This is a genomic window from Pseudomonas sp. RHF3.3-3 (genome assembly GCF_048069595.1).
GTDB lineage: Bacteria > Pseudomonadota > Gammaproteobacteria > Pseudomonadales > Pseudomonadaceae > Aquipseudomonas > Aquipseudomonas fuscovaginae_B.
In genome coordinates, this window is record NZ_CP182250.1 from 3,026,736 (window position 1) to 3,051,414 (window position 24,679).

Annotated in this window: 22 protein-coding genes, 1 tRNA gene and 1 pseudogene; 18 read left to right on the forward strand and 6 right to left on the reverse strand. The window is 65.2% G+C overall.

The window, feature by feature from the left end:
* Positions 1 to 31 precede the first annotated feature (31 nt).
* The 4 genes from ACMGT0_RS13910 (at position 32) to ACMGT0_RS13925 (ending at position 4,430) form a co-directional block, all read left to right on the forward strand.
* Entirely contained in the window at positions 32 to 2,035 is a 2,004-nt protein-coding gene (locus tag ACMGT0_RS13910) for an aminotransferase class I/II-fold pyridoxal phosphate-dependent enzyme (RefSeq protein ID WP_416773067.1), read from the forward strand.
* 27 nt (positions 2,036 to 2,062) lie between these two features.
* Positions 2,063 to 2,845 carry a transporter substrate-binding domain-containing protein gene (locus ACMGT0_RS13915; RefSeq protein WP_054060975.1) on the forward strand — a complete coding sequence of 261 codons (783 nt, stop codon included), beginning with the start codon at positions 2,063 to 2,065 and terminating at the stop codon, positions 2,843 to 2,845.
* 167 nt (positions 2,846 to 3,012) lie between these two features.
* Positions 3,013 to 3,726 carry an ABC transporter permease gene (locus ACMGT0_RS13920; RefSeq protein ID WP_273825655.1) on the forward strand — a complete coding sequence of 238 codons (714 nt, stop codon included), beginning with the start codon at positions 3,013 to 3,015 and terminating at the stop codon, positions 3,724 to 3,726.
* 5 nt (positions 3,727 to 3,731) lie between these two features.
* Complete coding sequence (locus ACMGT0_RS13925) at positions 3,732 to 4,430, forward strand: ABC transporter permease (RefSeq protein ID WP_054060973.1); 699 nt, start codon at positions 3,732 to 3,734, stop codon at positions 4,428 to 4,430.
* Between the two features lie 41 nt (positions 4,431 to 4,471).
* Here the strand turns inward: ACMGT0_RS13925 and ACMGT0_RS13930 are convergent, their stop codons facing one another.
* Positions 4,472 to 5,107, reverse strand: coding sequence for a TetR/AcrR family transcriptional regulator (locus ACMGT0_RS13930; protein ID WP_416773070.1), 636 nt, complete (start codon positions 5,105 to 5,107; stop codon positions 4,472 to 4,474).
* Between the two features lie 210 nt (positions 5,108 to 5,317).
* On the opposite strand from ACMGT0_RS13930, the gene ACMGT0_RS13935 reads away from it, so the two are divergent.
* Positions 5,318 to 6,334, forward strand: a complete 1,017-nt coding sequence (locus ACMGT0_RS13935) for a succinylglutamate desuccinylase/aspartoacylase domain-containing protein (RefSeq protein ID WP_054062563.1) — start codon at positions 5,318 to 5,320, stop codon at positions 6,332 to 6,334.
* Between the two features lie 9 nt (positions 6,335 to 6,343).
* On the opposite strand, the gene ACMGT0_RS13940 is transcribed toward ACMGT0_RS13935, so the two are convergent.
* Entirely contained in the window at positions 6,344 to 7,480 is a 1,137-nt protein-coding gene (locus tag ACMGT0_RS13940) for an aKG-HExxH-type peptide beta-hydroxylase (protein ID WP_416773072.1), read from the reverse strand.
* A gap of 404 nt (positions 7,481 to 7,884) precedes the next feature.
* Here ACMGT0_RS13940 and lexA point away from each other — a divergent pair, with 404 nt between their 5' ends.
* From lexA to ACMGT0_RS13960, 4 genes are read left to right on the forward strand one after another with little or no spacing between them, the layout of a single operon-like run.
* A complete protein-coding gene (lexA, locus tag ACMGT0_RS13945; RefSeq protein WP_416773074.1) occupies positions 7,885 to 8,505 on the forward strand; it encodes a transcriptional repressor LexA in 621 nt (206 codons plus the stop codon).
* On the forward strand, positions 8,505 to 9,122 hold the full coding sequence (gene imuA / locus ACMGT0_RS13950; protein WP_054062560.1) for a translesion DNA synthesis-associated protein ImuA: 618 nt from the start codon (positions 8,505 to 8,507) through the stop codon (positions 9,120 to 9,122). The genes lexA and imuA overlap by 1 nt, the downstream gene beginning before the upstream one ends.
* 7 nt (positions 9,123 to 9,129) lie before the next feature.
* A complete protein-coding gene (locus ACMGT0_RS13955; protein ID WP_054062559.1) occupies positions 9,130 to 10,548 on the forward strand; it encodes a Y-family DNA polymerase in 1,419 nt (472 codons plus the stop codon).
* Positions 10,545 to 13,625 carry an error-prone DNA polymerase gene (locus ACMGT0_RS13960; RefSeq protein ID WP_416773077.1) on the forward strand — a complete coding sequence of 1,027 codons (3,081 nt, stop codon included), beginning with the start codon at positions 10,545 to 10,547 and terminating at the stop codon, positions 13,623 to 13,625. The genes ACMGT0_RS13955 and ACMGT0_RS13960 overlap by 4 nt, the downstream gene beginning before the upstream one ends.
* 70 nt (positions 13,626 to 13,695) lie before the next feature.
* Here the strand turns inward: ACMGT0_RS13960 and ACMGT0_RS13965 are convergent, their stop codons facing one another.
* Positions 13,696 to 13,920 carry a YgdI/YgdR family lipoprotein gene (locus tag ACMGT0_RS13965; RefSeq protein ID WP_054061542.1) on the reverse strand — a complete coding sequence of 75 codons (225 nt, stop codon included), beginning with the start codon at positions 13,918 to 13,920 and terminating at the stop codon, positions 13,696 to 13,698.
* Between the two features lie 132 nt (positions 13,921 to 14,052).
* On the opposite strand from ACMGT0_RS13965, the gene ACMGT0_RS13970 reads away from it, so the two are divergent.
* The gene (locus tag ACMGT0_RS13970; RefSeq protein WP_054061541.1) at positions 14,053 to 14,751 is read left to right on the forward strand and encodes a glutathione S-transferase N-terminal domain-containing protein; all 699 of its coding nucleotides are present in this window, start codon (positions 14,053 to 14,055) and stop codon (positions 14,749 to 14,751) included.
* Between the two features lie 24 nt (positions 14,752 to 14,775).
* Here the strand turns inward: ACMGT0_RS13970 and ACMGT0_RS13975 are convergent, their stop codons facing one another.
* Positions 14,776 to 15,615 (reverse strand): NAD-dependent protein deacetylase, encoded by an 840-nt coding sequence (locus ACMGT0_RS13975; RefSeq protein WP_054062557.1) that lies wholly within the window; start codon positions 15,613 to 15,615, stop codon positions 14,776 to 14,778.
* A gap of 141 nt (positions 15,616 to 15,756) precedes the next feature.
* Here ACMGT0_RS13975 and ACMGT0_RS13980 point away from each other — a divergent pair, with 141 nt between their 5' ends.
* Positions 15,757 to 16,212, forward strand: coding sequence for a GNAT family N-acetyltransferase (locus ACMGT0_RS13980; protein ID WP_054057944.1), 456 nt, complete (start codon positions 15,757 to 15,759; stop codon positions 16,210 to 16,212).
* Positions 16,213 to 16,217: 5 nt separating this feature from the next.
* Here the strand turns inward: ACMGT0_RS13980 and ACMGT0_RS13985 are convergent, their stop codons facing one another.
* A complete protein-coding gene (locus tag ACMGT0_RS13985) occupies positions 16,218 to 16,562 on the reverse strand; it encodes an FKBP-type peptidyl-prolyl cis-trans isomerase (RefSeq protein ID WP_416773080.1) in 345 nt (114 codons plus the stop codon).
* A gap of 384 nt (positions 16,563 to 16,946) precedes the next feature.
* Between ACMGT0_RS13985 and ACMGT0_RS13990 the strand changes: the two genes are divergently transcribed.
* The 4 genes from ACMGT0_RS13990 (at position 16,947) to ACMGT0_RS14005 (ending at position 21,430) form a co-directional block, all read left to right on the forward strand.
* A complete protein-coding gene (locus tag ACMGT0_RS13990; RefSeq protein ID WP_273825664.1) occupies positions 16,947 to 18,023 on the forward strand; it encodes a sensor domain-containing diguanylate cyclase in 1,077 nt (358 codons plus the stop codon).
* 152 nt (positions 18,024 to 18,175) lie between these two features.
* Positions 18,176 to 19,195: a branched-chain amino acid aminotransferase gene (locus ACMGT0_RS13995; RefSeq protein ID WP_054057947.1), complete on the forward strand. Its 1,020-nt coding sequence runs from the start codon at positions 18,176 to 18,178 to the stop codon at positions 19,193 to 19,195.
* A gap of 157 nt (positions 19,196 to 19,352) precedes the next feature.
* Positions 19,353 to 20,573, forward strand: a complete 1,221-nt coding sequence (locus tag ACMGT0_RS14000; RefSeq protein WP_416773083.1) for a putative DNA modification/repair radical SAM protein — start codon at positions 19,353 to 19,355, stop codon at positions 20,571 to 20,573.
* Positions 20,570 to 21,430: a TIGR03915 family putative DNA repair protein gene (locus ACMGT0_RS14005; RefSeq protein WP_054057949.1), complete on the forward strand. Its 861-nt coding sequence runs from the start codon at positions 20,570 to 20,572 to the stop codon at positions 21,428 to 21,430. Before ACMGT0_RS14000 ends, ACMGT0_RS14005 begins: the two co-directional genes overlap by 4 nt.
* A 25-nt stretch (positions 21,431 to 21,455) precedes the next feature.
* Here the strand turns inward: ACMGT0_RS14005 and nfsB are convergent, their stop codons facing one another.
* Positions 21,456 to 22,112 (reverse strand): oxygen-insensitive NAD(P)H nitroreductase, encoded by a 657-nt coding sequence (gene nfsB, locus ACMGT0_RS14010; protein ID WP_416773085.1) that lies wholly within the window; start codon positions 22,110 to 22,112, stop codon positions 21,456 to 21,458.
* A gap of 106 nt (positions 22,113 to 22,218) precedes the next feature.
* Between nfsB and ACMGT0_RS14015 the strand changes: the two genes are divergently transcribed.
* The 3 genes and pseudogenes from ACMGT0_RS14015 to ACMGT0_RS14025 all read left to right on the forward strand — a co-directional run.
* Positions 22,219 to 23,136 (forward strand): LysR family transcriptional regulator, encoded by a 918-nt coding sequence (locus tag ACMGT0_RS14015; protein ID WP_054057951.1) that lies wholly within the window; start codon positions 22,219 to 22,221, stop codon positions 23,134 to 23,136.
* 261 nt (positions 23,137 to 23,397) lie between these two features.
* Positions 23,398 to 23,484, forward strand: a tRNA-Leu gene (locus tag ACMGT0_RS14020).
* 320 nt (positions 23,485 to 23,804) lie between these two features.
* A pseudogene (locus ACMGT0_RS14025) lies at positions 23,805 to 24,587 on the forward strand (IS256 family transposase); the annotation flags it as partial.
* Positions 24,588 to 24,679: the final 92 nt, after the last annotated feature.

The window sequence follows — 24,679 nt, forward strand, 5'->3', positions numbered from 1 at the left end:
GCGTTTCTTCAACTTCGAACGAGGCACTGGCATGCGGTTTTCACCCTTTGTCGAACGGATCAGTGGCCAGGGCGTCGCCGCCTGGGATATCCATCATGCGGCGTTCGAAGCCCAGCGCCGTGGCGAGGATGTGATCATCCTCAGTGTGGGCGACCCCGATTTCCCCACCCCCGATTTCATCACCGAGACGGCCATCGAGGCTCTGCGCGAAGGCGATACCCACTACACCGAGATCGCCGGCCGCCTGGCCTTGCGCGAGGCCATCGCCGCCCGCTACGGCCAGCGTTTCGATCGGCCGTTGCAGGCCGCGAACGTGATCACCGTGGCCGGGGCACAGAATGCGTTGTTCATCACCTCGCTGTGCCTGCTCAATGCCGGCGACGAGGTGATCGCCCTGGACCCGATGTACGTCACCTACGAGGCCACCCTCAAGGCCTCGGGTGCGACCCTGGTACGCGTGCCCTGTGCCGCGGACGCCGGGTTCAGGCTCGATGCCGCGTTGCTGGCCAAGGCGATTACCCCACGTACCCGTGCGATCTTCTTTTCCAATCCGAACAACCCCACCGGCGTAGTGCTTGGCCGAGAGCAATTGCAGGCGATCGCCGAGCTGGCCATCGCCCATGACCTGTGGGTGGTGGTGGACGAGGTCTACGAGAGCCTGGCCTTCGAGCGCGAGCATGTCAGTCTCGCGCTCTTGCCAGGCATGGCCGAACGCTGCGTGACCATCGGCAGCCTGTCCAAGTCCCACGCCATGACCGGTTGGCGCATCGGCTGGATCGTCGCCGACGCCACCCTGGTGAGCCACGCCGAGACCCTGGTGCTGAGCATGCTCTACGGCTTGCCCGGCTTCGTCATGGAGGCCGCGCTCAAGGCGGTGCAGGCCCATGACGAGGTGACCCAGGGCATGCGCGACATCTATCGCCGGCGCCGTGACCTGGTGGTACAGGAATTGTCCGGATGCCCGCGGCTCGCGGTGCTCAAGCCCGACGCCGGCATGTTCGTGCTGCTCGATGTGCGCCAGACCGGTCTCACCTCGCTGGAGTTCGCCTGGCGACTGTTGCGCGAAGCCGGGGTTTCGGTGCTCGACGCGGCGGCGTTCGGCGAGCCGGCACAGGGCTTCGTGCGCCTGTCCTTCACGCTTGGCGAGGAATGCCTGGCCGAGGCTTGCCGGAGGATTCGCGAATTCGTCGGGCGGCTGGCCGACGAGCCGGCCCGCCCGCTGATCGAGCCGGTGACGGTGCAGGGCACGGTGCAAGTGGAGGCGACCCGACCGATGATCGAAGTCGACCGCCTGCACAAGCGCTTCGGCAATATCGAGGTCCTCAAGGGCGTGTCGCTGACCGCCCGTGAAGGCGAGGTGATCTCGCTGATCGGCGCCAGCGGCTCGGGCAAGAGCACCTTGCTGCGCTGCATCAACCTGCTCGAAGTACCGGACCAGGGCCGCATCCTGGTGGATGGTGAAAGCCTCCGGCTCAACTATGACCGCCCCGGCGCGCCGCTGGTGGCCGATGCCCGGCAACTGGTGCGCATCCGTTCGACCCTGGGCATGGTGTTCCAGAACTTCAACCTCTGGCCCCATCGCACGGTGCTGGAGAACCTGATCGAAGCGCCGACCCAGGTCCTGCGCGAGAGCCGCGCCGAGGCCACCGAACGGGCCGAGGCGCTGCTCGAGCGCGTAGGACTGGCGGCCAAGCGCAACGAGTACCCGGCGTTTCTCTCCGGGGGCCAGCAACAACGGGTGGCCATCGCCCGGGCCCTGGCCATGCGGCCCAAGGTCATGCTGTTCGATGAACCCACCTCGGCCCTCGACCCGGAGCTGGTCGGCGAAGTGCTGCGGGTGATCCGCTCCCTCGCCGAAGAAGGCCGGACCATGATCCTGGTGACCCACGAGATGGCCTTCGCCCGCGATGTCTCTTCCCGGGTGGCTTTCCTGCACCAGGGGCTGATCGAGGAAACCGGTTCGCCGGATGAAGTGTTCGTACACCCACGCAGTGAGCGCTGCCGGCAGTTCGTCAACGCTCATCAAACTCGCTAACGCAACATAAGAAGACGGGGCAACATCATGGGATATCGACGTTTGGCAAACTGGTTGGCCGGTGCGGCCTGCATCCTCCTGGCCGGCATGAGTGCTGCACAGGCTCAGCCCATCCGCTTCGCGGTCGCGGCAGAACCCTATCCGCCGTACACCGAGAAGCAGGCCAACGGGGAGTGGAAGGGCTTCGAGGTCGACCTGATCCACAAGCTGTGCAGCGAAATGAAGGCCGAGTGCGAGATCAGGGAGGTGGCCTGGGACGGGATCATCCCGTCGCTGCTGGCGAAGAAGATCGACGTGATCTTCTCCTCGATGTCGGTGACCGAGGAACGGGAAAAGCAGATCGCCTTCAGCAAGGCCTACTACGACTCGGCGATCGCCATCGTCGGCCCGAAGGGGGCTTCGGTGAAGCAGTACCCGGATGATCTCAAGGGCAAGATCATCGGCGTGCAGAACTCCACCGTCAGCGCCAGCTACCTGAAGGCCTACTACGAGAAGATCGCCGAGGTGAAGTACTACGACACCCAGGACTCGGCCAACGCCGACCTGATCGCCGGGCGCATCGACCTGATGATGGCGGACGGCACGGCCATGACGGCCTTCGTCAAGACCCCCGACGCCAAGGACCTGGCCTACCTCGGCTCGGTGCCCTACGACCCGATCTTCGGTCGCGGTGTGGGCGCCGGGCTGCGCAAGGACGACACCGAACTCAAGGCCCGCCTGGACAAGGCCATCACGACCCTGCTGGCGAGCAGGGACTATGACGAACTCTCCCGGAGCTACTTCGGTACCAGCGTGAAACCGGCGTTCTGAACACCGTTCCCGGTACACCACCGCCCCTTGTAGGAGCAGGGCTTGCCCGCGAAGGCGTCCCCGGGATCGCTGAAAGGCTTCGCGGGCAAGCCCTGCTCCTACAGGACGGTGCCGATTTCAGAAACGGCGGTAGGTGCGAAGTTTGAGGTCAGTGACGGGAGAGTGAAATGCCAGCAATGTTCGAATTGATCGATTTCAGCGAGCAGGGATGGGGCAGTGCGCTGCTCAAGGGGCTCTGGATGACCCTGCAGATTTCCGCCGGGGCCTTCGTCGTCGGGCTGTTGATCGGCCTGCTGGTGGCCTGCCTGAAAGTCGGCGGGCCGCGGCCGGTGGCGGCGCTGATGCGCGGCTACACCACCCTGTTCCGCGCGGTGCCGGAGCTGTTGCTGATCCTGCTGCTGTACTACGTCGGTTCCATGCTGCTCAACTCGCTGCTGGCCCATTTCGGGCAGGCGGCGGTGAATGTCAGCGGGCCGCTGGCGGCGATCCTGGTGCTGGGGCTGGTGCAGGGCGCCTATGCCTCGGAGATCTTCCGCGCGGCGATCCAGGCGATTCCCTACGGCCAGATCGAGGCGGCCAAGGCCTATGGCCTGACCGGGCTGGCCCTGTTCCGGCGGGTGACGCTGCCGATCATGGCGCCCCATGCCCTGGCCGGCATGGCCAACCTGTGGATCAACCTGATCAAGGACAGTGCGCTGATCAGCGTGGTCGGCACCAACGAGCTGTTGTACACCGCCAAGCAGGGGGCGGGTTCGACGCGGCACTACCTGTTGTTCTACCTCACTGCCGCCGCGCTGTATTACGCGGTGACGCTGGTGTCCAACTACCTGTCGGGACGGCTCGAGCGGCGCATTCGTCGCTGGATGCCTTTGGCTGAGTGAACGCAATGATTCCAGCGTGGATATTCGAGTACACGGCACTGTTGGGGCGCGGCTTGCAGACCACCGTCGGCATCCTGCTGATTTCCAGCGTGCTGGGCTTCATCCTGGCCGTGCTGGTGGCCCTGGCGCGGTTGTCGAAGAACCGCCTGCTGGCCAGGGCCAGCCTGTTCTACACCAGCGTGCTGCGCGGCACGCCGCTGCTGATCCAGATCTACATCTTCTACTACGGCCTGGGCAGCCTGTTCGCGCAGTTCCCGCCGATTCGCGGCAGTTTTCTCTGGCCTTATCTGCGCGACGGCTACTGGTACATCGTCTTCGCCCTGGTGCTGTCGGTGGGCGCCTATGTCGGCGAGGTGATCCGCGGTGGGCTGCTGGCGGTACCCAAGGGCGAGATGGAGGCGGCTTCGGCCTTCGGCATGACGCCGCGCCAGGCACTGTTGCGGGTGCGTCTGCCACGGGCCCTGCGGTTGCTGCTGCCGACCCTGGCGGGGGAGACGGTGATGCTGCTCAAGTCCACGGCGCTGGCCTCGACCATCGCGGTGATCGACCTGCTGGGGGCGGCCAACGTGGTGCGCGCGCAGACCCTGCAGGTGTACCAGCCGCTGCTGCTGGTGGCCGGCGTCTATGTCTGTCTGACGTTCCTGATCGAGGCGCTGTTCGCCTTCGCCGAACGGCGCGGCACACCGCTGCGCAGGTCGGTGTGATGAACCGGCCCCGGGGTGACGCCGGCCTGGTTGAGCCTGCCTCACGGGACGTCGTCGGTGTCGAATGCGCCGTTTCGCAACCCCTTTATCCAGCACCGGCAGATGTGCAGGCCGTTGGCGGGGCTGAAGGTCTCGGGGTTCAGGCACCACTCGAGCCAGAGTCCGTTGAGCATCGCCGATAGACCGATGGCGGCCAGGCGGGTGTCACGGATCACGAAGCCTTCGCTGTCGGCCAGGTCGTCGAGCAGGCGATGGATCAGGTCGAGGTAGGCGCCGTAGCTGCGTTCGTGGGACTGGCTGACGTGTTCGGAATGGCGGATCAGGCTCCAGAACACCACCCAGACGCCCAGCAGTTGCGGGTCCAGGACCCTGGGTGAGAAGGAACCGACCAGGAACGCCTCGAGTTTTTCCGCGGCGCTGCCGGCCTGGTTGACTTCGTCGAGCAGGCTGCTGGTCAGTTCGCTGGCGAGCTTGTGGTAGGTGTCGGCGATCAGGGCGTCGAGGGTGCCGAAGTGGTGATTGAGCAGGCCGACGGAGACCCCGGCCTCGCTGGCGATACGTCGCACCGAGATGCCGGCATGACCGTCCCGGGCCAGGCAGCGCAGGGTGGCGGCGATCAGCAGGTCGCGACGCTCGTCGGGTTCGGCACGGCGGAATTTGGGAGAGGCGGTTGGCACGCGATGTTCCTTTGTTCGAGAGAGCGGATGGGCGGGTGCCTCACGGCGGTCCGGCAAGCCGCTGCCAGAAGTATCCAGTGGGCACCGGATGTGCGGCGGGCGCGACCACTGCGGGAACGGGCTTGCCCGTGAGAGCTTAGTTGAACGAATGTTCAATTTCCACTGTCGACGGCAACGATTTTCAACCTTCAATGAGGGGAGGGCGGGGGCATGGCGCAGGATGTTTCGTTCAGTGTGCGCAACAACAACGGCGATCCGGTCCGGGTCGGCGCCTGGCGCTTCGGCGAGCCTGGCGACGGCCTGAAGGTGCACCTGCAGGCCGGGGTCCATGCCGATGAGATCGCCGGCATGCTGGTGCTGCACCTGCTGCTGCAGCGCCTGGCCGGCGCCGAGGCCGCGGGCCGGCTCCGGGGCAGTGTGACCGTGGTGCCGCAGGCCAACCCGCTGGGCATCGGGCAGTTTCGCCAGGGACGGATCCTCGGGCGTTTTCACGAGGCCACCGGGCAGAACTTCAACCGCGGGTTCGACCAGTCGGCGGTGTTGGGGCGGTGCGCGACCAATGTCCAGGCATGGCAGCGCCAACTGGTGGAACTGGCGGCTCCGGCGGATGTGGTGCTGGACCTGCACACCGATGACGAGGCGCTGCCCTACCTCTACCTGCACCGCAGCTTCTGGCCCCGCGGCCGGACCCTGGCGGCCGCGATGAAGATGGACGTGGCAATCATCTGGGACGATGGCGGCGACGGTTCCTTCGAGGAAACCCTCATCGCCCCCTGGTTGCGGGCCGGCGAGACGGCCGGGCGCATGGCGGCGACCCTGGAGTTGCGCGGGCAGGGCGATGTCGCCGACCGTTTCGCCGAGCAGGATGCCGCCGGCCTGTATGCCTGGCTGTGTGCCCAGGGGGTGATCGCCGAGGACCTGGCGGTGGCTGACTGGCCGGTGGCGGCCATGGAAATGGGACACATGGAAACCATCCTGGCACCGTGCCCCGGCGTGCTGGTGTTTGAGCGGGAACTGGGCGAGCAGGTCGAGGAGGGCCAGCGGTTTGCGCGGATCATCGGTCGCCCGGGAGACCCGTCCTCGGAGGTGGTGCTGTATGCCGAGCAGGCCGGCCGCATGCTGACGCGCCATCGCGACCGGCTGGTGCCCCAGGGCATGGTGGTGGCGAAGTTCACCGGCAGTCGCCTGTCGCGCAACTGGGCCGGTGGTTTGCTGGACCCAAACTGAGCGGCGCGTTCAGACCGCCAGGCGCAGGTCGTACAGCTGGCCGCTGCGAGCCAGCAGGTTGGCGTGATGCCGCTCCAGCGCCAGGACCTCCTCGGCCAGGTTGTCCAGCAGCAGGCGGCCACGGGCGGTGAGTTCGCGGCTGCCGGTCAGCGTCGCCAGGGCCCGGCCCAGGCCGCGCAGGATGAACACCAGGTGGTGCTCGGCGCGCTGCATTTCGCTGGCCGGGCGCTGGCGCACGCGCTCCAGGTACTTGAGCCGCATGAGCTGGGCGAAGAACGCCTGGAAATATTCGGCCAGGCCACAGGGGCGGTTCGACCAGGGCAGGAAGTACAGGCGTTCCTCATCGGCCTGGGGATCGACGATCGGGCAGATCTCCTCGATGCAATACAGCAACTGGTGGGCGGTTTCGCGCACCAGTGACTCTTCGACCTCGAGCAGCGAGTGGTCCCTGGCCGAGAGCAGGATCGCGCCGCTGTAGCGCCTGGCCGAGCCGCTGCGCAAGTGACTGTCCGGCAGGTAGCAGATGAGCCGGACCAGGTGACGGAACTGCTCGTGACAGCCGGGCCAGGTCAGGGCGATGCGCGACAGCGCGACATTCACCACATCGCTGAAGAAATGGATGGAATAGCCAGTGTTCTCCAGGCGCTGGCGGGTCGCCTCGTCGCTCGGGAATTCGTAGCAGGGCGCGAGTTCGGCGGCGATCAGCGGGTCGATATCGAAGCGGCGCACGGGTGGGCGGTTGGCGTGCTGGTGCTCCGCGGCTGCCCGGGCGAGGCGCTGCAGCAGCTCCGGCAAGGCCCGCAGGCTCTCCAGCAGGACCCCGCGAGCCGATTGCAGGCCGTCGAGGACCTGGTAGGTCAGGCCGACGCAGCGGCGTGCCCAGATCTGGAAGGCCGGTTCATTGAGGGTTGCCCGTCGCTCGACGGCTGGCAGCAGGATCAGGCTGGCCGTGCTGGCGAAGAACCCGCCGAGTTCGGGCGTGGCGGGAAACAGGCGATAGGCTTCGGCATAGAGGGTGGCGAGGGTGGTGTAGCGGTCCTGGTCGATCTGGTCCAGCAGGCGACTGAAACGGTTGGGCGACGCGTCGGGCATGAAAGTATTGTGCTGGAACAGGTTGTCGAGTTCAGCCGGATGTTTTGGATGCATGCGGGATGGCCTCCTGGCACAAGTTTCCGTTTTTATCGTGAAAGTCCATTTGCTGGACTTGGCCTTATGACTTGCCTTTTTGATCTGTGGTTGCTGAAGCTTTGGATTCAAAGGGTTGTAGAGGGGTTTCGCTATTTGCCGGGTTTGAATATAACGGCTGGATTTCCATTTTCAATATTCTTTAGGTTTCTTCGGATTAAAGATGCTTGTTGTTTTTATTCTGGTTATTCAGGTGTTTTCTTACATGTAGTTGGCTGGTGAGATAAGTCTGTAGGTCGGTTCGGTTCATGGCGTTTTCAGTGATTCGCTGGAGCGGGTTCCGCAGCCTGGGTGACGGCCTGGGAGCGATCCATGGCCGGCGAGCGACTGGCGGCTCTTGTCAGGAAAATCCCATAGGAGTACAAATGTACTCCATGACGAATCTGACTCCCCGCCGTTCCGCCATCCTGACCTTCATCCGCGAACGCATCGCGGACCACGGCCAGCCCCCGAGCCTCGCCGAGATCGCCGAGGCCTTTGGTTTCGCCTCGCGCAGCGTGGCGCGCAAGCACGTGGTGGCCCTGGCCGAGGCCGGCTTCATCGAGGTCAATGCCCATCAGGCGCGGGGCATCCGCCTGCTCAACCAGTCCGCACGTCCGGCCCTGCTGGAAATCCCGCTGCTGGGGCGGGTGGCGGCGGGGCGGCCGATCGATGTCGATGCGCAGGTTCACGAGCGCCTGTGGCTCGACCCGGCGCTGTTTTCCCGCACGCCGGACTTCCTGTTGCGGGTCCAGGGTGATTCGATGATTGGCGACGGCATCCTCGATGGCGACCTGGTGGCGGTGCGGCGCAATGTCGAGGTGCGCAACGGCCAGATCGTCGTCGCCCGACTCGATGGCGAAGTCACCATCAAGCGTTTCGAACGCAGTGCGACCGGTATCCGCCTGCTGGCCCGCAACCCGGCCTATGCCCCGATCGTCGTCGACCCTGAACACCAGGAACTGGCCATCGAAGGGGTGTTCTGCGGCCTGGTGAGGCAAGGCTGATGGGGGCCGTGGTCGCGCTCGATTCGCTGCTCGATGAGCGGCGGGTCTGGAAGGGCCGGCCGGCGGTACAGGCCGCCCGCCTGCCCTCGACCGGGCATGCCCGGTTGGATGCGGTGCTGCCCGGCGGTGGCTGGCCGGAGTCGGCGTTGACGGAGATCCTCATCGCCGGCGAGGGCGTGGGCGAGTTGCAACTGCTCTGGCCGACCCTGGCGCGCCTGTCGGCCAGCGGTGAGCGAGTCGTGCTGGTGGCGCCGCCTCATGTGCCTTACCCCCAGGCCTGGCTCGGCGCTGGCGTGGACCTGCGGCAGTTGTCGGTGATCCAGGCCGCTCCCCGTGATGCCCTGTGGGCCGCCGAGCAGTGCCTTCGCTCCGGCAGTTGCGGTGCCGTGCTGTGCTGGCCGCAACAGGCCGATGACCGGGCGCTGCGGCGCTTGCAGGTGGCGGCGGAAAGTGGCCAGACCCTGGCATTCGCCTATCGCTCGCTGGAGGAGGCGATCAACCCGTCGCCCGCTTCCCTGCGGCTCGCCATCGATGGCAGGCCCGCGCAGTTGCGCGTGCTCAAGTGCCGGGGTGGGTTGGCCTATCCGGCACCGATCGCCTTCGGCGCGGGGCATTGAGGTTGGCATGCGCTGGGTCTGCATCGTGTTCCCGCAATTGGCGCTGGACGGCGTGCTGCGGCGAATCCCCGAGCCCGATGCGCCACTGGCGCTGCTGAGCGGTTCGCCGCAACGGCGGGTGCTGCAGGCGGTGAACGCCTCGGCCCGGGCCCTGGGCCTGCGCCCCGGACAATCGCTGACGGCCGCCCATGCGCTGACCAAGGCGTTCGCCACGGCCGAATACGACCCTGCCGAGATCGAGCAGTGGCAGCAGTTGCTCGCCGCCTGGGCCTACGGCTTCAGTTCCCAGGTCAGCCTGCGTTATCCCCGGGCCCTGCTGTTCGAGATCGAGTCCAGCCTGGGCCTGTTCGGCCCCTGGCCGCAGTTGGAGGCGCGCCTGCGCAGGGAGTTGACCGAACTGGGTTTTCGTCACCGGATCGTGGTTGCGCCCCATCCGGCGGCGGCCAGGGTGTTGGCCAATGCCTACGATGGCCTGGCCCTGGCCGACGAGGCCGCCCTGCGACAGGCCCTGGGGCAGATGTCCATCGACCGGGTCGGGCTGGAGCAGGGCGCGGCCACGGCCTTGTCACGCATGGGCCTGCGCACCCTGCAGCAGGTGCTGGCGTTGCCCCGGCACAGCCTGGCCCGGCGCTTCGAGGCGTCGTTGCTCAAGCATATCGACACCCTGCTGGGCGAGCGGCCGCTGGCCCTGGCGTTCTACCAGCCGCCGGATCGTTTCGCCGCGCGGATCGAACTGAACTTCGACGTGACGTCCCACCAGGCCTTGCTGTTTCCCCTGCGGCGGTTGACCGGCGACCTGGCGGCGTTTCTCTGTGGCCGCGACAGCGGTGTGCAGCGCTTCGACCTGCTGCTGGAACATGCCGAAGGCGTCGACACGCGGATCAAGGTCGGTCTGCTCAGTGCCGAGCGTGACCCGGCGATGCTGTTCGAACTGGCCCGTGGGCGCCTGGAGCAGATCCAGGTCGAGTCGGCGGTGCGCGGTTTTCGTCTGGAGGCCGAGGACCTGCCGGCGTTCGTCCCCCAACACCGCGAGCTGTTCGACGAACGCCCGCAACAGTCCTTGCCCTGGGAGCAACTGCGCGAACGCCTGCGCGCCCGGCTGGGCGACGAGGCCGTGCAGGGCCTGTGCTTCCAGGCCGACCACCGTCCCGAATGCGCCTGGCAGCCGCTGGCCGCCAGTACGCCGGGCCCACTGTCCCAGGCCGGGCCGCTGCGTCCGGGCTGGTTGCTCAGGGAACCGCTGCCGCTGCCCGAGCAGGCGGCGCGGGTGTTGCTCGGGCCGGAACGCATCGAGTCGGGCTGGTGGGACGGCGCGGATGTGCGCCGCGACTACTATCGGGTCGAGATCCGTGGCGGCCGGCAGGGCTGGGCCTATCGTCCGGCAGGTGAGGGCGGCCCGCTGCTGCTGCAGGGCTGGTTCGCATGAGTGGCGAATACGCCGAATTGCATTGCCTGTCGAACTTCAGCTTCCAGCGCGGTGCTTCCAGTGCCCGGGAACTGTTCGAGCGGGCTCGTGAGCAGGGTTATCAAGCCCTGGCGATTACCGACGAGTGCACCCTGGCCGGTATCGTGCGTGCCTGGCAGGCAGCGCAGGACACCGGCTTGCCGCTGATCATCGGCAGCGAGATGCGGATCGCGAACGGCCCCCGTGTCGTCCTGCTGGTGGAGGACCTGGCGGGATACCAGGTGCTCTGCCGGTTGATCACCCAGGCCCGGCGGCGGGTGGAGAAGGGCCGATACCAGGTGCTGCGCGAGGATTTCGAACAGGCGCTGCCGGGGCTATTGGCCCTGTGGCTACCGGGCCCGGACCTGGCCGAGGCCGATGGGCGCTGGTTGCGCGAGCGTTTTCCCGAACGGCTGTGGCTGGCGGTGGAGCTGCATTGCGGCGAAGACGATGAAGGGCGCCTGACCCGCCTGCAGGCCCTGGCCGCGACACTGGCGATCCCTGCCGTGGCCAGCGGCGACGTGCATATGCATGTGCGTAGCCGCCGTGCCTTGCAGGACACCATGACCGCCATCCGCCTGCACGTGCGCGTGGCCGATGCCGGGCAGCAGTTGTATCCCAATGGCGAACGGCATTTGCGCAGCCTCGATGTCCTGCGCGGTCTCTATCCGCCAGCCTTGCTGGCCGAGAGCCTGGTGATTGCCCGGCGTTGCCGCTTTACCCTCGACCAGCTGAATTACCAGTATCCCCGCGAGCTGGTACCCGAGGGGCAGACTCCGGCTTCCTGGTTGCGCCACCTGACGGAGCAGGGGCTTCGCCGACGCTGGCCCGAGGGGATCAGCCAGCGGGTCCGGGATCTGATTGAAAAGGAACTGAAGCTGATCGCCGAACTGGACTACGACAGCTATTTCCTGACAGTGCAGGACATCGTCCAGTTTGCCCGTAGCCAGGGCATCCTCTGCCAGGGTCGTGGCTCGGCGGCGAACTCGGTGGTCTGTTATGCCCTGGGGGTCACCGAACTGAACCCGGATCGCACCAACATGCTGTTCGAGCGCTTCCTGTCCCGCGAGCGCAACGAGCCGCCGGATATCGACGTCGACTTCGAGCACGAACGCCGCGAAGAGGTGCTGCAGTACGTCTTCCGTCGTTACGGCCGCGGGCGGGCGGCATTGACCGCGGTGGTCAGCACCTATCACGGCGCGGGGGCGGTGCGCGATGTGGCCAAGGCGCTGGGCCTGCCCCCGGACCAGGTCAATGCCCTGGCCGATGCCTGCGGCCGCTGGAGCGACGAGCCGCCGTCGGCCGAGCGGCTGCGGGAAAACGGCTTCGACCCCGACAGCCCGGTGTTGCGCCGGGTGCTGGGGTTGACCCGGCAACTGATCGGTTTTCCCCGGCACCTGTCCCAGCACCCGGGCGGCTTCGTGATTTCCGAGCAGCCGCTGGACACCCTGGTGCCGGTGGAAAACGCCAGCATGGCCGAGCGGACGATCATCCAGTGGGACAAGGACGACCTGGACAAGGTCGGGCTGCTCAAGGTCGATGTACTGGCCCTGGGCATGCTCAGCGCCCTGCGCCGCTGTTTCGACCTGGTGCAGCAGTATCGCGGCGGGCCGCGCTGGACCCTGGCGAGCATTCCGGCGGACGATGCGGCGACCTACGAAATGATCGGCCGGGCCGACACCATCGGTGTGTTCCAGATCGAGTCGCGGGCGCAGATGTCGATGCTGCCGCGGCTCAGGCCGAAGAACTTCTATGATCTGGTGATCGAGGTGGCGATTGTCCGTCCGGGGCCGATCCAGGGTGGCATGGTGCATCCGTACCTGCGTCGGCGACACGGCCATGAGCCCGAGACCTATCCGTCAGACGATCTCAAGGAAGTCCTGAAGCGGACCCGGGGCGTGCCGCTGTTCCAGGAGCAGGTGATGCAGATCGCGGTGGTCGCGGCAGGCTATACGCCCGGCGAGGCCGACCAGTTGCGCCGCTCCATGGCGGCCTGGAAACGCCACGGTGGGCTTGAACCCCATCGTCAGCGACTGGCCGATGGTATGGCGGCGCGTGGCTACAAGCCGGAGTTCGCCGCGCAGATCTTCGAGCAGATCAAGGGCTTTGGCAGCTACGGTTTTCCCGAGTCCCATGCCGCCAGTTTTGCCCTGCTGACCTATGCCAGTTGCTGGCTCAAGTGCCATGAGCCGGCGGCGTTCGCCTGTGCGCTGATCAACAGTTGGCCGATGGGCTTCTACAGTCCGGACCAGATCCTCCAGGATGCCCGGCGTCACCGCTTGCGGATTCGTCCGGTGGATGTCCGCGCCAGTACCTGGGATTGCAGCCTGGAGCCGGACGAGGGGCCGCAGCCGGCGCTGCGCCTGGGGCTGCGGATGATCCGCGGCTTTCGCGAGGAGGATGCGCGGCAGATCGAGGCGGCCAGGCAGGGCAGGGGCTTTGCGGATATTGCCGACCTGATCGAGCGGGCGCGGCTCGATGGCCGGACCCGCGAGCTGCTGGCGGATGCCGGCGCCCTGCGTGGCCTGGCGGGCAATCGTTACCGGGCCCGCTGGGAGGTAGCCGGGGTCGACCCGCAACTGGGCCTGTTCGCCGGCTTGTCACGGGAGGCCGAGACCGCCGTGGCCCTGCCGCGGCCAAGTGTCGGCGAGGACCTGCAGGCCGACTATGCCAGCCTGGGCACGACCCTCGGACCGCATCCGCTGGCCTTGCTGCGTGGGCAACTGCGTGCCTTGCGCTGCCGCAGTTCGCGGGAACTGCTGGCGCTCGAACATGGGCGGCCGGTGAGCATCGTTGGCCTGGTGACCGGCCGCCAGCGTCCGGGTACGGCCAGCGGCGTGACTTTCGTCACCCTGGAAGACGAGTTCGGCAACACCAACGTGGTGGTCTGGCGCGACCTGGCCGAACGCCAGCGACAGGTGCTGGTGGGTTCGCAATTGCTGAGGGTGGATGGGCGCCTGGAAACCGAGGGCGAGGTGCGCAATGTGATTGCCGGGCGCCTGAGCGACCTGAGTCCGATGCTGGCGGACATCACCGTGCGCAGCCGGGATTTCCGCTGATCTTTCTGGCCTTGTGCGACCCTCTCTGCGGGCAGGGCTTGCCCGCGGACAGCCCCCCGGAGTCGACGCCTCAATCCTCCGCCTTGACCGTCGCCACATCGTCGGCCTTGACCCGCACCTTCTTTCCGGAGATGTCCCGGAACTCATAGAACCCATCGGCACCGTGGGTCTTCGGCATGTCCCTGGTCAGGTACTGGGTGCCGTTCTGCAAGGTCACGACCGTGGGCGTCGAGCAGCCGCCCAGGGCCAGCAGGGCTGCCGTCAACAGTGACAGGCTCAGGGTTCTCGCTTTCATGGGTATCTCCAGACTCACGGGTTGATGATCATCCGTATCGCAAATTGCCGGCTCAGACAGGGTGAGCGGACCCGCAGGCTGTGCCTATAATCGGCTCGAACGTTGTTCCCAGTCGCCAGCCGGAAGCCTTTCATGACCGATCTTTCGTCGTTCGCCATCACGCAAAAATGGCCCGCTCAACATCCAGACCGCCTCCAGCTGTATTCGTTGCCGACCCCCAACGGCGTCAAGGTGTCGATCCTGCTCGAAGAGCTGGGCCTGCCCTACGAGCCGCACCTGGTCAGCTTCGCCACCAACGACCAGTTGACCCCGCAGTTCATGTCGTTGAACCCCAACAACAAGATCCCTGCCATTATCGACCCGGATGGCCCGGGCGGCCAGCCGCTGCCGCTGTTCGAGTCCGGGGCGATCCTGGTCTATCTCGCCGAGAAGACCGGTCGTTTCCTCTCCGTGGACCCGGCCACCCGCTATGAAACCCTCCAGTGGCTGATGTTCCAGATGGGCGGAATCGGCCCGATGTTCGGCCAGCTCGGCTTCTTCAACAAATTCGCCGGCAAGGACTACGAGGACAAGCGGCCACGCGACCGTTATGTCGCCGAAAGCAGGCGCCTGCTGGGGGTGCTCAACCAGCGCCTGGAGAACCGCCGCTGGATCATGGGCGACGACTACAGCATCGCCGATATCGCCACCTTCCCATGGATTCGCAACCTGATCGGCTTCTACGAGGCCGGCGAGCTGGTGGGCATCCAGGACTTCCCCCACGTCACCCGCGCGCTGGAGGCGTTCCTCGCCCGGCCGGCGGTGATCAAGGGGCTGACCATTCCGGGTTGAGTCGACTGTGCGAAGCCTGGCCGGTCAGCCCAGGCGTTCGGCAAGCAAGGGCAGCAATTGCTCGCAGGAGGCTGCGAATTTGTAGTCCAGCAGTTCATCGGCGCGGGTCTTGCCCAGGTTGATGGCAATCAGCGGCTTGCCGCGTTCGGCCACGCGCTTGCACAGGCGAAAGGCCGAATAGGCCATCAGCGACGAGCCGACCACCAGCAGCCCCGCCGCCTGCTCGGCGCAGGCCAAGGCGCGGCTGGCGGTCGCCGGGGCGACGTTTTCGCCGAAGAACACCACATCCGGTTTCAGCCGCTCGCCCTGGCAGTGGGGGCAGCGGGGGACCTGGAAGTCCGACTCGAAATGGGCATCGAGCAGGGTGTCGCCATCGGGCGCCTGGTCCGCCTCGATCTCCAGCAGATAGGCGTTCTGTGTTTCCAGCGCGTGCTGCACGGCATCGCGCTCCAGGCGGATGCCGCAATCCAGGCACAACACCTTGTGCAGGCTGCCATGCAGCTCGATCACGTCATGGCTGCCGGCCTGGTCGTGCAGGGTATCGACATTCTGCGTGATCAGGCCGCTCAGGTGCTGGCCTGCCTGCAGGCTGGCCAGCGCCCGGTGGGCGGCATTCGGCCGTGCCTGGCGCACCCGTGGCCAGCCGAGCATGGCCCGGGCCCAGTAGCGACGGCGGGCCTGGGGCGAACCGAGAAACTCCTGGATCATCATCGGCGCCTTGCCCCGGCGTACGCCGGCGCTGTCGCGGTAGTCGGGGATGCCGGAGGAGGTGCTGATGCCGGCACCGGTCAGCACCAGAAAGGGTTGCCCGGCCATCAGGGGCAGCAGGGTTTCCAGGGCGCTGTCGACTTGCGGGTCGGGCATGAGGTCATCTCCGGTGGGCGAAAGGCGGGCGGCAAACCAAGCATAGTCGCAGGGTTTCCCGGGGAACAAGCTTGCCCTTGCGCACTGGTCGCGGCGCGTAGGATAGTGCCTTCAGTGAACGGATGCTTGAGGTTCAGCCCCATGGTGTACAGCATTCGCCTGGCCCGTGACGAGGATGCCGAAGCCATCAGCCAGGTGATCATCCAGGCTCTGCGTGAGAGCAATGCCGCGGATTATCCGGCAGCGGTGATCGACCGCGTCGAACAGCGCTTCGGCCCGCAGGATGTGCGCAGCCTGCTGGGCATTCGGAGCATGCTGGTGGCCCAGCAGGGAGAGCGGATCATCGGCACCGCCAGCCTCGATGGCGAGGTGGTGCGCAGCGTGTTCGTGGCGCCGCGGGCCCAGGGCTCTGGCGTCGGCCGGGCCCTGTTGGCCGAGGTGGTCCGGCTGGCCCGGGAGGCGGGTGTCGGGTGGTTGAAGGTGCCCTCGACGGTGACCGCCGAAGGCTTTTACGCACGGCTGGGGTTCGAGGCTGTGCGTGATGTCTGGCACGGCGAGGAACGCACCATCGTCATGCAACTGCGGCTGGTCGCCTGAGCGCCTCAATCGTCGCGGGTCAGTACTTCCAGCAGTTCGATCTCGAACGTCAGGTCGGCACCGGGCGCCACCCGCGAGCCCATGCCGCGCTCGCCATAGGCCAGGTGCGCCGGCACGAACAGCCGGCGCTTGCCGCCGACCTTCATGCCCATCAGGCCGATATCCCAGCCCTTGATCACCCGGCCGGTGCCGATCACGCACTGGAACGGCTTGCCGCGGCTGTAGGAAGAATCGAATTCGCTGCCATCGGCGAGCGTGCCGCGGTACTGGGTAGTGATCAGCGCGCCCTTGACCACAGCCTTGCCGTCGCCTTCGAGCAGGTCGGTGACCTGCAGTTCTGTCTGTGTCATGACGTCTCCAGGGGGGCTACCCCATGAATGATTTCCAGCTCGGCGCGCCGAGGGCGTGGTGGATGTCGAGCAGGGTGATTTCGCCGAGCAGGCGGGGCGTGGCGGTCCGTTCGGATCAACACAAGCAACATGCGGGAGAGGCGCCTGTTATTGCGGGTGAAAAACAGCGTGCAGGTATAGCAAAATCGACTCTCTCGAACAAGAAGAGTGACGGGCGTCGACGGGCTGTCTTTACGCGGCGCTTGCCGGCGGCCGGCGTGACCTCGGTCGAGGATCGAGGCACATTGCCACTAAACCGCTATGGCGCACCTTGAGCATGGATTAAGATAGCCACTTGCTATTAACCTTTTGCGTGCCCATGTTCAAGTTGACTGGTTTTCACGGATGAGCGAGTGGATCGAGGCGTTTGTCGCGGTGTCGATGGTTGCCCTGATCGTCGTGTTCTGGTGGCGCGGGCGCCAGGCTCGTCGGGAGCTGGCTGAGTGCCGGACGCTCTTGCACCGGTTGAGCGAGTGCAACCGGCGCGGCGAGACCGGTGACGATGCCGAGCGTTTCCGGCGCAGCCAGTATTTCGCCCGGATCGGCACCTGGGACTGGGATGTCGATACCGAGAAGCTCTACTGGTCGGAAGCCATCTACGGCATGTTCGGCTACAAGGTCGACGAAGTGGTCCCGTCCTACGAACTGTTTTGCGCCAGCGTGCACCCCGATGACCGGGACAGGGTACGTGCCGGCGAGTTGCGCTGCATCGAGACCGGTGAGAACCACGATGAGGAATACCGGGTGATCTGGCCGGATGGCAGTATCCACTGGCTGCGCGAGACCGGTAACGTGGTGAAGAACGTCCACGATTCGGTGGTCAAGATGATGGGTGTGGTCCGCGACATCACCGAGGAAAAGGCCTGGGCCAGCCAATTGCATACCCTGGCCCACAACGATGCCCTGACCGGGCTGCCCAATCGCCTGGTACTGGAGGAACGGCTGTGCCGGGCCCTGGAGCGTGCCCGTGATGGCGGAACGCGGGTGATCCTGGTGTTTCTCGACCTGAACGGCTTCAAGGAAATCAACGATGCCCATGGTCACGCCGCCGGCGACCAGATCCTGATCGCCACCGCGAACCGCCTGAAGAACCTGATGCGGGTCTCCGATACCGTGGCGCGCATCGGCGGCGACGAGTTCGTGCTGATTTTCGAGGGGTTGGCGCAACAGGGGATTGGCCTGTCGGAAGAGATTCATCGCCTGTGTGGGAAGGTGCTGATCGAGCTGTCGGTACCGATCAGCCTCGACGAACAGCCGATTCGTATCGGTTCCAGCCTGGGCGTGGCGGTTTTCCCCGATCATGCCGTGAGCATGGACACCTTGATCCACATCGCCGACCTGGCGATGTACGACGCCAAGCGCAGTGGCAACAACCAGTATCGCCTGGGCCGATCGGCCGTGCTGGCGGCCGGTATCGACTGAATATCCGCACGTCGTGGGAACCACGCATAAACGCATGTAGGACATGCACATCGTCCAGGCTGCGATTTCCTGTCCGAATAGAGTATTGTGGTGGTCTGCGCAAAAAAGTCATAAACCCGGGGTATCCGGGCAGTTATCAGATTGAGGGTGTCATGGGTCAGGAAAGCATCAACTGGGACAAGCTGGGTTTCGACTACATCAAGACCGACAAGCGCTACCTGTCTTACTTCCGCAAGGGGGAGTGGGACAATGGCGTGTTGACCGAAGACAACGTCCTGCACATCAGCGAAGGCTCGACCGCGCTGCATTACGGCCAGCAGTGCTTCGAGGGCCTGAAGGCCTACCGTTGCAAGGATGGTTCGATCAACCTGTTCCGGCCTGACCAGAACGCCGCACGCATGCAGCGCAGCTGTGCCCGCCTGCTGATGCCGGCGCCGTCGACCGAAGCCTTCGTCGAGGCCTGCCGCCAGGTCGTCAAGGCCAACGAGCGTTTCATTCCGCCGTACGGCACTGGCGGTGCGCTGTACCTGCGTCCGTTCGTGATCGGCGTGGGTGACAACATCGGCGTGCGTACCGCACCGGAGTTCATCTTCTCGATCTTCTGCATCCCGGTCGGCCCGTACTTCAAGGGCGGCATGAAGCCGCACAACTTCGTGATCTCCAGCTACGACCGCGCAGCTCCCCAGGGCACCGGTGCAGCCAAGGTCGGCGGCAACTACGCGGCCAGCCTGCTGCCGGGCTCCGAAGCCAAGAAAAATGGCTTCGCCGACAGCATCTACCTGGATCCGCTGACCCATTCGAAGATCGAGGAAGTGGGTTCGGCCAACTTCTTCGGCATCACCGCCAACAACGAGTTCGTGACGCCGAAGTCGCCTTCGGTACTGCCGGGTATCACCCGTCTGTCGCTGATCGAGCTGGCCGAATCGCGCCTGGGCCTGAAAGTGGTGGAAGGTGATGTGCTGATCGACAAGATCGGCGACTTCACCGAAGCCGGTGCCTGCGGTACCGCCGCGGTGATCACGCCGATCGGCGGCATCGAGTACCAGGGCAAGTTGCACGTGTTCCACAGCGAAACCGAGGTCGGCCCGGTGACCCAGCGCCTGTACAAGGAACTGACCGGCGTGCAGACCGGTGACATCGAGGCGCCAGCCGGTTGGATCGTCAAGGTCTGATCGACTACTGAGCCCGGCTGTCTGAAAGCCCGGGGCGAGTGATCGCCTCGGGCTTTTCTGTTTTTGCGACGTGCTGAACGGGCCTTTTGCCGGGTGGCGCTTGCATGTGGCGTGATCTCGGAATACTGTATGGATAATCAGTGTTCGAGTATGTCCCATGCAACTCATCGCCAAGCTCGGCATTCTCGCCGACGCCGCCAAATACGATGCCTCGTGCGCCAGCAGCGGCGCGCCCAAGCGCAGTTCCCGTGGCCGTGACGGGCTCGGTGCCACCGACGGCATGGGCATCTGCCATAGTTTCACCCCGGACGGCCGCTGCGTTTCGCTGCTCAAGGTGCTGCTGACCAACTTCTGCCTCTACGATTGCCAGTACTGCGTCAACCGCCGTTCCAGCAATGTGCCGCGGGCACGGTTCACGCCGGAGGAGGTGGTGCGCCTGACCCTCGATTTCTACCGGCGCAACTGCATCAGCGGGCTGTTCCTCAGCTCCGGCATCATCCGCTCGGCCGACTACACCATGGAGCAACTGATCCGGGTGGCGCGGCTGTTGCGCGAGGAGCACCAGTTCCGTGGCTACATCCACCTCAAGACCATTCCCGACGCCGACCCGCTGCTGATCGAGGAGGCCGGGCGCCTGGCGGACCGTCTGAGCGTGAACATCGAGCTACCCACCGAGGCCAGCCTCAAGCGCCTGGCGCCGGAGAAGCGGGTGACCACCATCCGCCAGGCCATGGGGACCATCCACCTCGGCCAGCAGGCGGTGGCGGGCGAGGCCAGGGCGCCGCGTTTCACCCCGGCCGGGCAGAGCACCCAGGTGATCGTCGGCGCCGATGCCACGGACGACCGCACCATCCTGCGCAACGCCGAATCGCTCTACCAGGGCTATGGCCTCAGGCGCGTCTACTACTCGGCGTTCAGCCCGATCCCCGACAGCCCCGACAGCGTACCGCTGGCTGCGCCCCCCTTGCTGCGTGAACACCGCCTGTACCAGGCCGACTTCCTGATGCGCGGCTACGGCTACAAGGCGGGCGAACTGCTGGAGCAGTCGAGCAACCTGGCGCTGGACATCGACCCCAAGCTCGCCTGGGCGCTGGCCAACCGCGAGGTCTTTCCGCTGGACGTGAACCGTGCCGAACCGGCGTTGCTGGCACGCATTCCGGGGATCGGCCTGCGCAGCGTGCAGCGCATGGTCGCGCTGCGGCGGGAGCGGCGCATTCGCTACGACGACCTGATCCAGCTGCGTTGCGTGCTGGACAAGGCCCGGCCGTTCATCGTCACCAGCGACTATCGGCCGTCCCAGGCGGAAGCCTGCAGCGGCCTGCTGCGCAGTCGCTTGCGCGAGCCCCAGGCACCCCTGCAGATGGGGTTGTGGGGATGATCGCGCTGGACTGTGACGATGATTTCGCGACCTGGCGTGACCAGGCGCGGGTGCTGCTCGGTCATGGTATCGACCCGGTCGACGTGACCTGGAGCCAGGGGCCGGTGGCCGACCTGCTGGCCGGATCCACCCCGTTGCCCACGGGCCCGGGGGTGTTCTGTGCGCGGGTGCCGGCGGCCTTGCTGGCGCAACTCGAACAGGCCGCCCGCTACCGTGGCGAGCAGCGCTGGAATCTGCTCTATGAGGTGCTTTGGCGGGTCGCCCATGGCGACCGCACCGCCATGCTCGCCGGCGACCGCCTGGGCAGCGAGTTGCAACGACGGATCCGCCAGGTCGGTCGCGAGGCCCATCACCTGCATGCCTTCGTGCGCTTCGTGCCGCTGCCCGAGGCCCTGGCCGAGCGACTGCAACTGGACCTGGTGGCCTTCCATGAGCCGGCCCATGACATTCTCGCCAGTGCCAGCGGGCATTTCGCCGAACGACTGGGCCGGCAGCGCTGGCTGATCGCGACGCCGCGTGATGGCATCCGTTTCGATGGCGAAACCCTCGACTACCGGCGCCACTGCCCCGAGCAGTGGCGCCAATGGGCCCGGCATGCCGATGATCCCGGTGCTGAATTGTGGCTGACCTACTACCGGCACATTTTCAACCCGGCCCGGGTCAATCCCGATGCGATGCGCCAGCACATGCCGGGGCGTTTCTGGCGGCATCTGCCGGAAGGGCCGCTGATTCCCCGGCTGGTGGGGCAGGCGCGACAGGGCAAGCAGCGCGACGGGCAGGCGCAGGAGGTGGGGTTGCAGGAGGGCAAGCGGATTGCGGGCCGCAAGGGCTCGCCAGGCCATGGCCTGGCAAGCTGAGGCAAACCGGTTTGGCTGAGCCCGATCAGTCGAGGTGAGTGAACAGATAGTCTTCCGGCAGGCGCGACTTCGGCAGGCTGGCATTGAAGTCGCTGTCGCTGCGATAGCCCAGGCAGACCAGTACCACGCTGGTGAGGCCTTGTGCATGCAGGTTCAGTTCGGCATCCACCGCCTTGGCATCGAAGCCTTCCATCGGCGTGGCATCGATACCCAGCGCGGCGGCACCGAGCAGCAGAGTGCCAAGGGCCAGGTAGGTCTGCTTCTCCATCCAGTGCTGCAGGTCTTTCTGCTCATAGCGGTGCAGGTCGACGAAGCCCGAGCGGATCTGTTGCTGGCCGCTTTTGGCGGTATCGCTGGCGAAGCGTCCGTCGGCCTGTTCCTGCTGCAGCACCTTCTCCAGGTGGCTGTCGCTCATGCCGGTGCGGGTACACAGGGCGATCACGTGGGAGGCATTCAGGATCTTCGGTTCGTTGTAGGCGAAGCGTCCCTCGGCGCCCTTGGCCAGGCGCGCCTTGCTCTTGGCGGTGGAGGCCACGATGAAGTGCGAAGGTTGCGAGTTGACCGATGAAGGGGCGTTGCGCAGCAGGGGCAGCAGTTCGTCGATGGCGGCCTGGGGAATGCGTTTCGAGGCGTCGAAGGCCTTGGTGGTGTAACGCTGGGCGGTGATGTGCGCGAGGTTCATCAGGAACTCCATGGAAGCGGGATGAGGGATTGGCGCTGATTCTGATCTTCGTGCTCGGAGAGATAAAGGGGTAAGATCGGTTAGCTCTTTCACTCCTGGTGTGAAAATGATCCGATTCGATGACCTGGCGCTTTTCGTTCGCTCCGCCGCCCTGGGCAGCTTCTCCAATGCCGCCCGCGAGGTGGACCTGCTGCCTGGCCAGGTCAGCGCGGCGATCCAGCGCCTGGAACGTGAGCTGGACATCTGCCTGTTCGCCCGCTCGACCCGCAGCCTGCGCCTGACCGCCGAAGGCGAGCGCTACCTGCCGTATGCGCGCGGTGTGCTGGAGACCCTGCGCGAAGGGCGCGAGCAACTGCATGTCGAGTGCCTGGAGTTGCAGGGTACCCTGCAGATGGCGGTTTCCTCCGACCTCGGGCGCAACCTGCTGTCACCCTGGCTGATCGAGTTTCGCCGCCTGCATCCGCGGTTGATTCTGCGCCTGTCCGTCTCCGACCAGATTTCCGACGTCTTCCGTGATCCCGTCGATGTCGCGATCCGTTACGGTCAACTCGAGGATGCGAGTTTCGTCGCCTTGCCCCTGGCGGAAAATCGCCGGGTGCTGGTGGCGGCCCCGTCCTACCTGAAAGCCCACGGGCGCCCGCGCAGCCTCGATGAGCTGGCCGGACACAATTGCCTCTGCTACGTGCTGCAAGGTCGCTACTACGACAAATGGGCGTTCTACAAGGACGGCCAGCGTCGGGACGTCTCGGTGACGGGCACGCTGTTCAGTGACGATGCCGATGTGGTGCGGCACTGGGCGCTGGCGGGTGAGGGCATCATCTACAAGGCCTGGCTGGAAGTACGCGCCGACATCGCGGCCGGGCGCCTGGAACTGTTGCTGCCCGAATATCATGGCGAGAACACCCGGCTGCAGTTGGTGTGTCCTCATCGTCGGCAGATTTCCGCCTCGGTGCAGGCCCTGTATCAGTTTCTCCAGGGAAAATTCCGTGAGTTGGATCGGCAGGGACCGATGCTGCCGCCCTGAAAACGGGTAGTGCCGGCAATGAAAAAGCGGGAAGATGACGGGCAAGTGTTTCCCTGATTCACCGCTTCATCCGAACCAGAACGCAATCCCTTGAAAATCATAAGCTTGCGAAATGTGTCGAATACGGGAAATTGGCGCCGGTGAACTTGCTTCAAGGGGAGGGGATGTATATATTCGTGCCCTTGTCGCACCGGTGCCGAGAGGCCTTGAGCTGCTCCTGCTCCGCATGAGCCACCGTGTCGACCGCTTCACCGCGCTGCCGCCCGAATGGCGAAATTGGTAGACGCATGGGACTTAAAATCCCCCGTTCGTAAGGACGTGCCGGTTCGACCCCGGCTTCGGGCACCATTTGACATTCCATAGAAAGCTTGCAGGATCTCTGGAAGCCTTGAAAAACCTGCCTTCTGGCGGGTTTTTTCGTTTTTACGGTCCATCGGATTCCAGACTCATTCACGGAAATCCAGTCGTTTTAGGGGTACAACAGCCAGTTCGATAAAGGGGGTGTACCCTTATGTCGCGTACAACTGTTCCGCTTTCTGATGATCGTGTCCCGAGAAGTGGTGTAACTGAACCAACCGAAGGCGCCCTGCGGGCGAAAGAGGATGGTCATCGTGGTTCTTGGCTAACGTTGAGTTTGCGAAGACCTAACGAACACCAGGGAAACCACGATGCCCAAGCCCACTATCGCATTGACCGAGTTGGTTGAGAAAGGGGCAGATGCTGATCTGCTCAGGCAAATGATCCAGTTCGTTGCCTAGCGCATGATGGAGTTCGATGTCGAAGGCCTGTGCAACGCCGGCTTCGACGTCAAAAGCCCTGACCGGACAAACAGCCGCAACGGCTACCGTGATCGCCTCTGGCAAACCCGCACCGGTGATGTTGATCTGAAGATTCCCAAGCTGCGCCAAGGCAGCTATTTCCCAGGCTTCCTGGAGCCACGGCGCACTGCCGAAAAGGCCATGGTAGCGGTCATTCAGGAGGCTTACATCCAAGGCGTCTCGACGCGTTCGGTCGATGAACTGGTCAAGGCCATGGGCATGACCGGCATCTCCAAGAGCCAGGTGTCACGGCTGGCTGGCGAGATCGACGAACGCGTCCACGCCTTTCTCGACCGCCCCCTCGAAGGCGACTGGCCCTACCTCTGGATCGACGCGACCTACGTCAAAGTGCGGGAGGCCGGGCGTATCGTTTCGGTCGCCGTCATAATCGCCGTGGCCGTGAACACCAATGGTGGGCGTGAAATCCTGGGCATGCGGGTCGGTCCATCGGAGGCAGAGCCGTTCTGGACGGACTTCCTGCGCAGCCTGATGCGACGGGGCCTGCGGGACGTAAGGCTGGTGATCTCCGATGCCCACGAAGGCCTCAAGGCCGCCGTTTCCAAGGTTTTCCACACCACCTGGCAGCGCTGCCGCGTGCACTTCATGCGCAACGCCATGGCCCATGTCGGCAAGATCCTGGTCACCACGTTATGCTGACCCTCTGTATCGAACCGTCGTCGACTATCGATCGCACAAGGCAGAAAACGTTTGGGCAGTCAGTCCAT

Coding starts and splice junctions, on each gene's coding strand:
- ACMGT0_RS13910 (WP_416773067.1), top strand. CDS start 32: ATGCGGTTTTCACCCTTTGTCGAACGGATCAGTGGCCAGGGCGTCGCC.
- ACMGT0_RS13915 (WP_054060975.1), top strand. CDS start 2,063: ATGGGATATCGACGTTTGGCAAACTGGTTGGCCGGTGCGGCCTGCATC.
- ACMGT0_RS13920 (WP_273825655.1), top strand. CDS start 3,013: ATGCCAGCAATGTTCGAATTGATCGATTTCAGCGAGCAGGGATGGGGC.
- ACMGT0_RS13925 (WP_054060973.1), top strand. CDS start 3,732: ATGATTCCAGCGTGGATATTCGAGTACACGGCACTGTTGGGGCGCGGC.
- ACMGT0_RS13935 (WP_054062563.1), top strand. CDS start 5,318: ATGGCGCAGGATGTTTCGTTCAGTGTGCGCAACAACAACGGCGATCCG.
- ACMGT0_RS13940 (WP_416773072.1), bottom strand. CDS start 7,480: ATGCATCCAAAACATCCGGCTGAACTCGACAACCTGTTCCAGCACAAT.
- lexA (WP_416773074.1), top strand. CDS start 7,885: ATGTACTCCATGACGAATCTGACTCCCCGCCGTTCCGCCATCCTGACC.
- imuA (WP_054062560.1), top strand. CDS start 8,505: ATGGGGGCCGTGGTCGCGCTCGATTCGCTGCTCGATGAGCGGCGGGTC.
- ACMGT0_RS13955 (WP_054062559.1), top strand. CDS start 9,130: ATGCGCTGGGTCTGCATCGTGTTCCCGCAATTGGCGCTGGACGGCGTG.
- ACMGT0_RS13960 (WP_416773077.1), top strand. CDS start 10,545: ATGAGTGGCGAATACGCCGAATTGCATTGCCTGTCGAACTTCAGCTTC.
- ACMGT0_RS13965 (WP_054061542.1), bottom strand. CDS start 13,920: ATGAAAGCGAGAACCCTGAGCCTGTCACTGTTGACGGCAGCCCTGCTG.
- ACMGT0_RS13970 (WP_054061541.1), top strand. CDS start 14,053: ATGACCGATCTTTCGTCGTTCGCCATCACGCAAAAATGGCCCGCTCAA.
- ACMGT0_RS13975 (WP_054062557.1), bottom strand. CDS start 15,615: ATGCCCGACCCGCAAGTCGACAGCGCCCTGGAAACCCTGCTGCCCCTG.
- ACMGT0_RS13980 (WP_054057944.1), top strand. CDS start 15,757: ATGGTGTACAGCATTCGCCTGGCCCGTGACGAGGATGCCGAAGCCATC.
- ACMGT0_RS13985 (WP_416773080.1), bottom strand. CDS start 16,562: ATGACACAGACAGAACTGCAGGTCACCGACCTGCTCGAAGGCGACGGC.
- ACMGT0_RS13990 (WP_273825664.1), top strand. CDS start 16,947: ATGAGCGAGTGGATCGAGGCGTTTGTCGCGGTGTCGATGGTTGCCCTG.
- ACMGT0_RS13995 (WP_054057947.1), top strand. CDS start 18,176: ATGGGTCAGGAAAGCATCAACTGGGACAAGCTGGGTTTCGACTACATC.
- ACMGT0_RS14000 (WP_416773083.1), top strand. CDS start 19,353: ATGCAACTCATCGCCAAGCTCGGCATTCTCGCCGACGCCGCCAAATAC.
- ACMGT0_RS14005 (WP_054057949.1), top strand. CDS start 20,570: ATGATCGCGCTGGACTGTGACGATGATTTCGCGACCTGGCGTGACCAG.
- nfsB (WP_416773085.1), bottom strand. CDS start 22,112: ATGAACCTCGCGCACATCACCGCCCAGCGTTACACCACCAAGGCCTTC.
- ACMGT0_RS14015 (WP_054057951.1), top strand. CDS start 22,219: ATGATCCGATTCGATGACCTGGCGCTTTTCGTTCGCTCCGCCGCCCTG.